The organism is Pseudomonas sp. NPDC099000, assembly GCF_044759925.1.
GTDB lineage: Bacteria > Pseudomonadota > Gammaproteobacteria > Pseudomonadales > Pseudomonadaceae > Aquipseudomonas.
The window spans coordinates 283,701-295,303 of record NZ_JBIWAF010000002.1; the positions used below are offsets into that span (position 1 = coordinate 283,701).

7 protein-coding genes are annotated in these 11,603 nt (G+C 59.5%); 4 read left to right on the forward strand and 3 right to left on the reverse strand.

Features of this window, described 5'->3' with window-relative positions; genetic code table 11:
• Positions 1 to 27: 27 nt before the first annotated feature.
• Positions 28 to 1,062 (reverse strand): acyltransferase family protein, encoded by a 1,035-nt coding sequence (locus tag ACIQV9_RS03535; protein WP_403098176.1) that lies wholly within the window; start codon positions 1,060 to 1,062, stop codon positions 28 to 30.
• A gap of 186 nt (positions 1,063 to 1,248) precedes the next feature.
• On the reverse strand, positions 1,249 to 3,534 hold the full coding sequence (locus ACIQV9_RS03540) for a fatty acid cis/trans isomerase (protein WP_403098178.1): 2,286 nt from the start codon (positions 3,532 to 3,534) through the stop codon (positions 1,249 to 1,251).
• A gap of 155 nt (positions 3,535 to 3,689) precedes the next feature.
• Between ACIQV9_RS03540 and metH the strand changes: the two genes are divergently transcribed.
• Together metH and ACIQV9_RS03550 are read left to right on the forward strand one after the other, a co-directional pair.
• Positions 3,690 to 7,400 carry a methionine synthase gene (gene metH, locus ACIQV9_RS03545; RefSeq protein WP_403098180.1) on the forward strand — a complete coding sequence of 1,237 codons (3,711 nt, stop codon included), beginning with the start codon at positions 3,690 to 3,692 and terminating at the stop codon, positions 7,398 to 7,400.
• Positions 7,401 to 7,630: 230 nt separating this feature from the next.
• Positions 7,631 to 7,849, forward strand: coding sequence for a DUF2970 domain-containing protein (locus ACIQV9_RS03550; RefSeq protein ID WP_403098182.1), 219 nt, complete (start codon positions 7,631 to 7,633; stop codon positions 7,847 to 7,849).
• On the opposite strand, the gene ACIQV9_RS03555 is transcribed toward ACIQV9_RS03550, so the two are convergent.
• On the reverse strand, positions 7,846 to 8,919 hold the full coding sequence (locus tag ACIQV9_RS03555) for an ABC transporter substrate-binding protein (protein WP_403098184.1): 1,074 nt from the start codon (positions 8,917 to 8,919) through the stop codon (positions 7,846 to 7,848). The two genes, ACIQV9_RS03550 and ACIQV9_RS03555, sit on opposite strands and share 4 nt — an antisense overlap.
• Positions 8,920 to 9,443: 524 nt before the next feature.
• On the opposite strand from ACIQV9_RS03555, the gene ACIQV9_RS03560 reads away from it, so the two are divergent.
• Complete coding sequence (locus ACIQV9_RS03560; RefSeq protein WP_403098186.1) at positions 9,444 to 11,102, forward strand: nitrite/sulfite reductase; 1,659 nt, start codon at positions 9,444 to 9,446, stop codon at positions 11,100 to 11,102.
• Positions 11,086 to 11,580 carry a DUF934 domain-containing protein gene (locus tag ACIQV9_RS03565; protein ID WP_403098188.1) on the forward strand — a complete coding sequence of 165 codons (495 nt, stop codon included), beginning with the start codon at positions 11,086 to 11,088 and terminating at the stop codon, positions 11,578 to 11,580. The genes ACIQV9_RS03560 and ACIQV9_RS03565 overlap by 17 nt, the downstream gene beginning before the upstream one ends.
• The last annotated feature ends 23 nt before the right edge of the window (positions 11,581 to 11,603 follow it).

Sequence of the window (11,603 nt, forward strand, 5' to 3'; positions counted from 1 at the left end):
ACGCCAATCATCGCGCCGTACAAAGTCCTAGTATTTTTGTCGGGAAAGAGCCGGAACAGCGTTGCTCGCCAATTCGCCGTCAATCCAGCCTTTAAGCCACCGATAGCTGCATTTTTCTACAAATTCGTAACTTGCCCAGGAAGCCAGTCCGATGGTCACCACGCAAACGGCGAACATCACGTAGGGATTTACCCCATAACGCTGTGCGACAAACCCTCCGACAGACAGCACCAGCACGTGCATCAGGTAAACCGAGTAGGAACAATCGCCAAGCACCTTGAACAGCCGGGCGTTCTCGACATAGCGTTCCAGCGCCATGCACGCCATCACCAACACCGCACCAGGTACGCCCCAGGCCAGGAAACGCGGCTGCGGCGCCAGGTTATAAATCGCCAGCAACGCGCCGCCAATCCCCAGCAAGGGCAGCCAGAAACCGGGTTTGATCCAGCCGCGCCGATAGATCATGCCGATGGCGATCCCCAGCAGAAACTCATAAACAATGTCCGAGCGGTAGAACTCGCTGATCCAGCCATAACCGGTCCACGCCTGGCACACCGCAAACAGCAGCGCGCCGACGATCAGCAACCGAACCTGCAAGCGGAAGAGCAATGCCCAGGCAAACAGCACGTAGAACAGCATTTCGTAATTCAGCGTCCAGCCGACATTGAGGGTCGGATAAATCCCGTAGCCACCGGGGTTCTCCGTGGGAATGAATAACAGCGACAGCAGGAAATGCGACCAGTCGACCGTCTGATCCGGCAACACAGGCTGCGCAAACACGACCACCAGCGCCATCAGCACTGTGTACAGCCAGTACGCCGGAACGATGCGAAACAGTCGATACAGCAGAAACCGCGCTGGCGGCAGCGATTTGCCTTCAGTGGACAGGAAGATCACCAGGCCACTGATGACGAAGAAGATATCAACGCCCACCGCGCCTTTGTCGATGAACATCTGCCCCACCGGGCCTCGGGCCTTGAAGTCGAAGAAAATCTGCATGAAGTGGTGGCAGACCACTGTCCAGGCCGCGACAGCGCGCAGTGCCTGTACTGAAATCAACATCGACGCCCCTCCACCGCAAGACCCAAAACCACCACAGTTCCCTGTAGGAGCGAAGCTTGCTCGCGAAGTGGCCTGTACATTCAACATCATTGTCGGCCGGTCGATTGCCTTCGCGAGCAAGCTTCGCTCCTACAGGGGAATGGCGGTGCCTATTGAGTCCGACACCGGCCAGCAGTCAAAGGTCGATCAAAGATTCTCGTACCGGTTCATGTCCAGCACGCCCTCTTCCAACGGCTCGGTTTCGTGGAGGTAGCGACTCAGGTCGTGGAAGTAAAACCAGAACTGCGGATGGCTGCGGCGAATGCCCCAGCGCTCGACGATTTTCTCGAAACGGTGCGCGTCCTTGGCGTTTTCCATCGCATCGACGAACGCCGGCACCTGGTCGGCAGGAATGTTGAATATGAAATTCGGATAGCTGCTGAGCACGCCCGGGAAAATCGTCAACGTATCGAGTCCCGGCTGATAGCGCAGCGATTCACCGAGCAGGAATGCCACATTGCTGTGGGCCCGGTTGCGCAGCAGGCTGTAGACCTCGCGCTTGCCGCTCGCCGTCTCGATGCGCAGCATGGTCGCTTCCGGCAACTGATCGATGACCTTCAACCCGGCAGCCGGGCGTGAAGTCAGGCGACTCAGCGCCTGCTCGGCACTCTGCAACGCCGGGTCGATGTTCGGTCGGGAACAGTAAGCGCCGTCACAACGGTTGATCGGATCTGGCCTGGCATTGAGTTCGCCGTAACGGGTCAACAGCTGCATCGCAAAGTCGCGCTTGGGGTCCTTCTCATCCAGTTTCAGTGCCGTCGGCTTGTCATTGTCGATGGCCTCGTAATCCAGCCACATCTTGAACTGGCCACCGGCCTGGTACCAGTCATTGAGGTAATCGTCCCGCGAATCGGCCGGCATCAGGCGCAGGAAATTCTGCTCGGCGCCGTTGCGGATCAGGTCGAAGTACAGGCGTGTCTGCGCCTGGTGAGAGACGTTGCCGAACACGTCGAAGTTGACCACCAACTGATAATACGTGCGTTCCAGCAGCGGATAGTCAAACAGCCAGATGGTTTGCGGCACGTTGCCGATCAGGCCCTTGTTCACCGACGCGCTGTCGAAATGCCGAAAGATGCTCAGCAGCGCGTTGTCGTTGCCTGCCCACAGGGTCGACCAGCTCGGCGCCGGCAGATCGGCGTAATTGTCCCGGCGTAGCGCTTCGTACTCGTTGCGCTTGTCGCGGTAGTCATGCCACAGGCTCAGGACGCTGCCAACATCGTCGTTTTGTCCCGGCATCGCCAACAACGGCGTGACCTGGCCGCGGTAGTTCGGGTCGGTGATGTAGAGGTCATGCTCCGGCGCCTGGAACAACGCCCAGAAGTTGTCACGAATCACGTCTGTGGCGATCTGGCCACGGCAGACCGGGCCGCGAATGAAGGTGCGGACGAAGTATTCGGCGTTATCGAGCATGAACTGATAACGCGCCTGAGCCGGGATCGCTTCAAACGTGCTGAACGGATTGGCCCGGCGTTCCGGCCCGTATCCCGGCAAGGCATCGACCTGCCAGTTGCCGCTATAAAAAAGGCTTTTGATCCGCGCCATCTTCGCCGCGCTCAGCGGATAGGTGATGTGGGTCTTGTGCACGATCACGCCCTGCACCGGCCATAAACGGTAATAAATCTGAGTGCCCGGATCGTCATTCGGGCGGCGAGTGTCGATCAGGTCGATCGGCTGTCCCGTCGGGGTGCGCGAACGCACCCATTGAAAGAAATGCCCAGGCTCACCGTCCTTGAAGTAAATATGGGCGATAAACCAATGCTCGAATAACCAGCGGCCGACCAGGCTTTGCCGGGCACCCGGAGCGTTGAGCAGGTTTTCCCACTGCACCACCTGCAAGGCTTCCTTCGCGCTTGGCACCAGGCCTTGCTCATCGATGGGCGCACCGGAAGCCAGCCAGCGTTGCAGCGTCTGGTATTGCTGGTCGGTCAGGCCGGTGACCGCCAGCGGCATGCCTTCTTTCGGGTGGGTACTGGCGTAGCCGTCGAATTCCGCCGGCATGGCGCACATGTTTTCCCGGTTCAGGCCCAGGACGATGTCTTCCGGCAATTTGGCGTTGGGTTGCAGCGGGGTTGTGTGGCCCAGCTCCAGCATTCGCGCCATCAACGCCGCCTGGCTGCCTTGGGCGTCGAGTACAGAATAGAAGCCCTTCTGCTGCCAGGCACGCTTGCCGAAAGCATCATAAAACAACCGGGTCGGCGCCGCGGCCTGACTGCGTTCGCCGTCGTAGACCGGGGCTTTGGTCGCACCACGCGCCACCCCTTCGCCGCTGCCCAGATTGAGCTGACAGGCGGAGTCGTAGCAGGCATGGCAGGCCACGCACTTTTCGGTGAAGATCGGCTGAATGTCACGCGTGTAGGAAATCGCCGGACCTTGCGCAACGGCATCCCAGCTAATAAGCAGCATAAATATGCTGGTGATGACGCGATACGACATGTCCCTGGTCCTGATCCTGAAAAAACGCCGCGATTCTACCGTTCCGGCTCTCGCACCAACATGAGCGATATTCATGCAAATCCGGGATATGCTCTAAAACCGCACAGGTTTGCTATCATCCCGGCCCTTCGTCATGGTCTTTTCGAGTAGTCCCAATGTCCGATCGCAGTGTTCGCCTTCAAGCTTTCAAGCACGCCCTCAAAGAGCGCATTCTGATTCTCGATGGCGGCATGGGCACGATGATCCAGAGCTACAAGCTCGAAGAGCAGGATTATCGCGGCAAACGCTTCGCTGACTGGCCGAGCGACGTCAAAGGTAACAACGACCTCTTGGTGTTGACGCGCCCGGACGTGATCGGCTCCATCGAGAAAGCCTACCTGGATGCCGGTGCCGACATTCTGGAGACCAACACTTTCAACGCCACCCAGGTTTCCCTGGCCGATTACGGCATGCAAGGCCTGGCATACGAATTAAACGTAGAAGGCGCACGTCTGGCACGCAAGGTGGCCGACGCCAAGACCCTGGAAACCCCCGACAAGCCGCGCTTCGTCGCTGGCGTGATCGGGCCGACCAGCCGCACCTGCTCGCTGTCGCCGGACGTGAACAACCCCGGCTACCGTAACGTCACCTTCGATGAGTTGGTGGAAAACTACACCGAGGCCACCAAAGGCCTGATCGAAGGCGGCGCCGACCTGATCCTGATCGAAACCATTTTCGACACGCTGAACGCCAAGGCCGCGATCTTCGCTGTGCAAGGTGTGTTCGAAGAGCTGGGTATCGAACTGCCGATCATGATTTCCGGCACCATCACCGACGCCTCCGGCCGTACCCTGTCCGGCCAGACCACCGAAGCGTTCTGGAACTCGGTAGCCCACGCCAAGCCGATCTCGGTCGGCCTGAACTGTGCCCTCGGCGCCAGCGAATTGCGCCCGTACCTGGAAGAACTGTCGAACAAGGCCGGTACCCACGTTTCGGCGCACCCGAACGCCGGCCTGCCCAACGAATTCGGCGAGTACGACGAACTGCCGTCGGAAACCGCCAAGGTCATCGAAGAATTCGCCCAGAGCGGTTTCCTCAACATCGTTGGCGGCTGCTGCGGGACCACGCCGGGCCACATCGAAGCCATCGCCAAAGCCGTGGCCGGTTATGCGCCACGTGTCATTCCGGAAATTCCGAAGGCTTGCCGCCTCTCGGGCCTGGAGCCGTTCACCATTGATCGCAGCTCGCTGTTCGTCAACGTCGGCGAGCGCACCAACATCACCGGTTCCGCCAAATTCGCCCGCCTGATCCGTGAAGACAACTACACCGAAGCTCTGGAAGTGGCGCTGCAACAGGTTGAAGCCGGCGCCCAGATCATCGACATCAACATGGACGAAGGGATGCTCGATTCGAAGAAGGCCATGGTGACCTTCCTCAATCTGATTGCCGGTGAACCGGACATCTCCCGTGTGCCGATCATGATCGACTCCTCGAAGTGGGAAGTGATCGAAGCCGGCCTCAAGTGCATCCAGGGCAAGGGCATCGTCAACTCGATCAGCATGAAAGAAGGCGTCGAGCAGTTCATTCACCACGCCAAACTGTGCAAGCGCTATGGCGCCGCCGTGGTGGTGATGGCCTTTGACGAAGCCGGCCAGGCCGACACCGAAGCGCGCAAGAAAGAGATTTGCAAACGCTCCTACGACATTCTGGTCAACGAAGTCGGCTTCCCGCCGGAAGACATCATCTTCGACCCGAACATCTTCGCCGTGGCCACCGGCATCGAAGAACACAACAACTACGCTGTGGACTTCATCAACGCCTGTGCCTACATCCGCGACGAACTGCCGTATGCGCTGACCTCGGGCGGCGTGTCCAACGTGTCGTTCTCGTTCCGTGGCAACAACCCGGTGCGTGAGGCGATTCACTCGGTGTTCCTGCTGTATGCGATCCGCAACGGCCTGACCATGGGTATCGTCAACGCCGGGCAGCTGGAGATCTACGACCAGATCCCGGCGGAACTGCGCGATGCCGTGGAGGACGTGATCCTTAACCGCACGCCAGAGGGCACCGACGCCCTCCTCGCCATCGCCGACAAGTACAAGGGCGACGGCAGCGTCAAGGAAGCCGAGACCGAAGAGTGGCGCAACTGGGACGTCAACAAGCGTCTGGAGCATGCGCTGGTCAAGGGCATCACCACGCACATCGTGGAAGACACCGAAGAGTCGCGCCAGTCGTTCACTCGTCCGATCGAAGTGATCGAAGGCCCGTTGATGTCCGGCATGAACATCGTCGGCGACCTGTTCGGCGCCGGCAAAATGTTCCTGCCGCAGGTGGTGAAATCCGCCCGTGTGATGAAACAGGCTGTGGCCCACTTGATCCCGTTCATCGAGCTGGAAAAAGGCGACAAGCCGGAGGCCAAGGGCAAGATCCTGATGGCCACAGTGAAAGGCGACGTGCACGACATCGGCAAGAACATCGTCGGCGTGGTGCTCGGTTGTAACGGCTACGACATCGTCGACCTCGGCGTGATGGTCCCGGCGGAAAAAATCCTGCAAGTGGCCAAGGAGCAGAAATGCGACATCATCGGCCTGTCCGGCCTGATCACCCCGTCGCTGGATGAAATGGTCCACGTAGCCCGCGAGATGCAGCGTCAGGACTTTTACCTGCCGCTGATGATCGGTGGCGCGACCACCTCGAAAGCGCACACGGCGGTGAAGATCGAGCCGAAATACAGCAACGACGCAGTGATTTACGTCACCGACGCCTCCCGCGCTGTGGGCGTGGCGACGCAGTTGCTGTCCAAGGAGCTGAAGCCGGCGTTCGTCGAGAAAACCCGTCTGGAATACATCGACGTTCGCGAGCGCACCGCCAACCGCAGCGCCCGCACCGAACGCCTGAGCTACCCGGCCGCCATTGCCAAGAAGCCGCAGTTCGACTGGAGCACTTACGAGCCGGTCAAACCGACGTTTACCGGTTCCCGCGTGCTGGACAATATCGATTTGAAGGTGCTGGCCGAATACATCGACTGGACGCCGTTCTTTATCTCCTGGGACCTGGCCGGCAAGTTCCCGCGCATCCTCACTGATGAAGTGGTCGGTGAAGCCGCCACCTCGCTGTATGCCGACGCCCAGGAAATGCTCGCCAAACTGATCGACGAGAAACTCATCAGTGCCCGTGCGGTGTTCGGCTTCTGGCCGGCCAACCAGGTGCGTGAGGATGACATCGAAGTCTACGGCGATGACGGCAAACCGATTGCCAAGTTGCATCACTTGCGCCAGCAGATCATCAAGACCGACGGCAAGCCGAACTTCTCCCTCGCCGACTTCGTCGCGCCGAAGGACAGCGAAATCACCGATTACGTGGGTGGTTTCATCACCACCGCCGGGATCGGCGCCGAAGAAGTGGCCAAGGCTTATCAGGACGCTGGCGACGATTACAACTCGATCATGGTCAAGGCACTGGCCGACCGACTGGCCGAGGCGTGTGCCGAATGGTTGCACCAACAGGTCCGTAAGGAACACTGGGGTTACGCCAAGGACGAGACGCTCGACAACGAGGCGCTGATCAAAGAGCAATACACCGGCATCCGCCCTGCCCCGGGCTACCCGGCCTGCCCTGATCACACCGAGAAAAGCACCCTGTTTGCCTTGCTCGACCCCGAAGCCCGCGAGATGCAGGCCGGCCGCAGCGGCGTGTTCCTCACCGAGCACTACGCAATGTTCCCGGCAGCAGCGGTCAGCGGCTGGTACTTCGCTCACCCGCAGGCGCAATACTTTGCAGTGGGCAAGATCGACAAGGACCAGGTGCAGAGCTACACATCACGAAAAGGGCAGGAACTGAGCGTGACCGAACGGTGGCTGGCCCCGAACCTCGGGTACGACAACTAACCCTTAAGCCAACAAAGATCCCCTGTAGGAGCGAGGCTTGCCCGCGAAGGCGGCGTAACAGCCAACGAAGATGTTGGATGTTATGACCTCTTCGCGGGCAAGCCTCGCTCCTACAGTTGTTTTGGGTGGTTCACAAATACCTGGTTCAACCCGCTCGCTCCCACAGGATTTGTGCCATCCCCAAAGTGATTGTCTATGCTTAGCTCTCACACATACGTGACGAGGGATTTATGGACGATCCAGTCGACAACAAACCACCAACGTTCTGGCAGATGCTGCACAGCGTCATGGCGGCGGCGTTCGGGGTGCAGAGCGGGAAAAATCGGGCGCGGGACTTCACCCACGGCAAGCCGAGTCATTTCGTGATTCTGGGGATTCTGTTCACGGCGGTATTTGCATTGGCGCTGTTCGGCATCGTGCAGCTGGTGGTGCATCTGGCCGGGCGTTAGCGCATAAGGGTTTGCAGGCTGAACGGATAGCGATAGGACGTCGGCCGCCCCTTGGCTGACAGACGACGGAAGTTCACACCGTAATCCGGTGAAGCGCCCATGGCCAACAACCGCTTGGCCTGGGCCTTGTCGATCAGTTGCAGTAAAGGAATCAGCCGGTCACGCCCGCCGTACTGGTCCAGGTCCACGCCCTGTTCATGGTCATGCAGCTCCACCAGCGCCCAACCGCCCAACGTGAAGTGCCCGCCCAACAACACGCTCATGCGACCGTCAACCATTGCCTGCAGTGCGGCGGGCGACGTGTTCACCCCGCTGAACAAGGCATCTTTGCCGGGCACTCCACCCGTCTCCGAAAATGCTTGCATGGCGCCAAACGCCATTTCGTCATTGGCAGACCACACCAACGAGACTTTCGGGTAACGCCGGAACAACAATTTGGCCTGTTCATAGGCCCGCCCCCGGGTCCAGCCGCCGTAAACCAGTTGGCGCAAGCGCACTTCCGGGTGCTCGGCCAAGGCGCGCATCATGCCTTGCTCGCGCAGTTGTGCCGATGGCGTGATCTTCAGGCCGGAAAACGCCAGTAATTCGATGACCTGACCGGGCGCCACCGGTGGATGCTGACGAATCAGCTCCTTGAGCATCAGGTAGCCACCCTCCTCATCGTTCGGCACCAGGCTGCCCAATCGATCAGAACGCTCGCCCAGCAGGCTCAGTTGATTGGCTGTCAGCGAAGCATTGACCGTAAACAGCTTCACCCCGCTGCCTTGGGCCAGACGCAAAATCTGCGGGGCGACGTACTGTTCGTTGACGAACACCAGATAGTCCGGACGATCGGGACCTTGCAGCGCCAGGCGGGCTTGCGCCACAGTGAGTTCGGGCATGCGCCGGGAATAGAGAATTCGCAGATCAATGCCCAGATCCTTGGCGGCCGCCTGCATGAACTGCGAAAAGCTGATCCAGAAAGCTTCGTCCGTCTTCCCGGGATTCACGAACAACACCGACTCCGCCTGCGCAGCAGGGCCGTAAGCCGCGCCAAGCATCAGCAGGAAGGTGTAGAAAAACTTCAACATTAACGTCCGAGCCCCCGGAAATTTCGCCGCGCATTATAGCCAGCGAAGTCCCGGCAAACGGCGTTTATTCCGGTTTTCGTCCGACAATCGTCGGAACCGGGCCCGGACGGGGTCGGTTATTGATGGCTGACCCAAAATACCGCCGTGCCCACGACCAGGATGATCAGGAACAGAATCGCCCAAGCATCGACCGTGCTATCAGGTTTTGTCGCTTTGGTAGGGTTGCTCATTGCATCGCCTCTTGTCGGTTTTATCGGTGATTGCATAAAGACTCGACCACAGTAAAGACGACGATTGCCCGCACGACAAATACGGGTTTATCAATAACGGATCTCGTTAGTCGTTTTGGTTCTTTACATATACTCAAACATCACTTTTGCGCATAACTGCAAACTGGTATCTTGCCCCGGCTCCGTAGGGAGTGCGCGGCCGTGCGCGCAGAATTGCCGAGGCAGTATCGGAGACTTCAGCAAGCGAAAAACGCAACTGGATCCGACCGGCCCAAGCCTGAGAACAGGACTTATATGTACGTATACGACGAGTACGATCAGCGGATCATCGAGGACCGCGTCAAGCAGTTCCGTGATCAGACCCGACGCTATCTGGCAGGCGAGCTGAGCGAAGAAGAATTCCGCCCCCTGCGCCTGCAAAACGGGCTCTATATCCAGCGTTTCGCGCCGATGTTGCGGGTGGCGGTGCCTTACGGCCAACTGACTTCGCGCCAGACGCGGATGATGGCCAGGATTGCCCGCGACTATGACAAGGGCTATGCCCACATCAGTACCCGGCAGAACGTGCAGTTCAACTGGCCGGCGCTGGAAGACATCCCGGACATTCTCGCTGAGCTGGCCACCGTGCAGATGCACGCGATCCAGACCAGCGGCAACTGCCTGCGCAACGTCACCACCGACCAGTTCGCCGGTGTCGCTGCCGATGAGCTGATCGACCCGCGCCCGTGGTGCGAGATCGTTCGTCAGTGGACCACGTTCCACCCTGAATTCGCTTACTTGCCGCGCAAGTTCAAGATCGCCATCAACGGCTCGACGTCTGACCGTGCCGCCATCGAAGTCCATGACATCGGCCTTGAGCCGGTGCACAACGCTGCCGGCGAACTCGGTTTCCGCGTACTCGTGGGCGGTGGCCTCGGCCGTACACCAGTGGTGGGCGCGTTCATCAATGAATTCCTGCCGTGGCAAGACCTGTTGAGCTACCTCGACGCCATCCTGCGGGTCTACAACCGCTATGGCCGTCGGGACAACAAGTACAAGGCGCGGATCAAGATTCTGGTCAAGGCCCTGACGCCTGAAGTCTTCGCGCAGAAAGTCGATGCGGAAATGGAACACCTGCGCGGTGGCCAGACCACGCTGACCGAAGCCGAAGTGCATCGCGTCGCCAAACACTTCGTCGACCCGGACTACAAGACCCTGGACAACCAGGCGGCTGAACTGGCCGAGCTCGACAAAGAACACCCGGGCTTTGCCCGCTGGCGCACCCGCAACACCCTGGCCCACAAGAAGCCGGGTTATGTGGCCGTGACCCTGTCCCTGAAGCCGACCGGCGTTGCGCCGGGCGACATCACCGACAAGCAGCTCGACGCAGTGGCCGACCTGGCCGATCGCTACAGCTTCGGTCAACTGCGCACCTCCCACGAGCAGAACATCATTCTGGCAGACGTTGAACAGTCCCAACTGTTCGCGATGTGGGGCGAGTTGCGCGAGCAAGGTTTCGCCACGCCGAACATCGGCTTGCTGACCGATATCATCTGCTGCCCTGGCGGTGATTTCTGCTCGCTGGCCAACGCCAAGTCGATCCCGATCGCCGAGTCGATCCAGCGTCGTTTCGAAGACCTGGATTACCTGTTCGACATCGGCGAGCTGGACCTGAACATCTCCGGCTGCATGAACGCCTGTGGTCACCACCACGTCGGCCACATCGGCATTCTCGGGGTGGACAAGAAAGGCGAAGAGTTCTACCAGGTTTCCCTCGGTGGCAGCGCCAGCCGCGACGCCAGCCTGGGCAAGATCCTTGGCCCGTCCTTCGCCCAGGAAGCCATGCCTGACGTGATCGAGAAACTGATCGACGTGTACATCGAACAACGTACCGAAGACGAGCGTTTCATCGACACCTATCAGCGTATTGGCATCGACCTCTTCAAGGAACGCGTCTATGCAGCGAATCATTAAGAACAACGAGGTCGTCGACGAAACCTGGCACTTGTTGCCCAAGGACTTCAACATCGACGAGATCAGCAACTGCGACGACCTGATCGTCCCGCTGCAGCTGTGGCGCGAGCACAGTCGCATGCTCAAGGCCCGCGATGGCGGTCTTGGCGTGTGGCTGGATGCCGATGAAGAAGCCGAAGAAATCGGTGATGACGTCGATCAGTTCAAGGTAATTGCCCTGAACTTCCCGGCCTTCACCGATGGCCGCAACTACTCCAACGCCCGTCTGCTGCGTGATCGCTATGGTTTCAAAGGCGAACTGCGGGCGATCGGCGATGTGCTGCGCGACCAACTGTTCTACCTGCACCGCTGCGGGTTCGACGCGTTTGCCATTCGCGCCGATAAAGACCCGTACGAAGCCCTTGAAGGTCTCAAGGACTTCTCAGTGACCTATCAGTCCGCCACCGACGAACCGCTGCCGCTGTTCCGTCGCCGCTGATCGGCAAACCTTGAACCCCCACC